Genomic DNA, 337 nt, shown 5'->3' with positions numbered 1-337 from the left:
CATTATTTGTACATTGTCATTAATCCGCTCATCTCAAATCGGCTTAGAAAGTCCAGCCTTCGTAAGGTGAAAACAGATGCTGCTGATGCCTATTTGCTTGGAGAGTTGTACTATAAAGAAGAATTTGAGCCCTATAAAAAAAGAGGTGTTCAACTGCTTAATTTGCGTTATCTAACAAGACAATATGAGTCTCTTTCAAGGATGTGTGTACAGATTAAACTACAGTTTCAAGCTGTGCTTGATCAAGTTTTCCCTACGTACAAAGGTGTTTTCGGGGACATATATTCTAACATTTCACTTCAATTTTTAAATGAGTTTCCGACTTCATATTTGGTGT

1 protein-coding gene is annotated in these 337 nt (G+C 36.2%); it reads left to right on the top strand.

Annotation, left to right across the window (positions count from 1 at the left end):
• Positions 1-337, top strand: a 337-nt coding sequence (locus GQY27_RS21300) for an IS110 family transposase (protein WP_160037255.1), incomplete at both ends; no start/stop codon positions are given.

It is taken from the genome of Paenibacillus sp. An7 (assembly GCF_009870785.1).
In the GTDB taxonomy this organism is placed as follows: Bacteria; Bacillota; Bacilli; order Paenibacillales; family Paenibacillaceae; genus Paenibacillus.
Note: the sequence above shows the minus strand (reverse complement) of the source record. Positions and strands in the feature narration are given on the sequence as shown.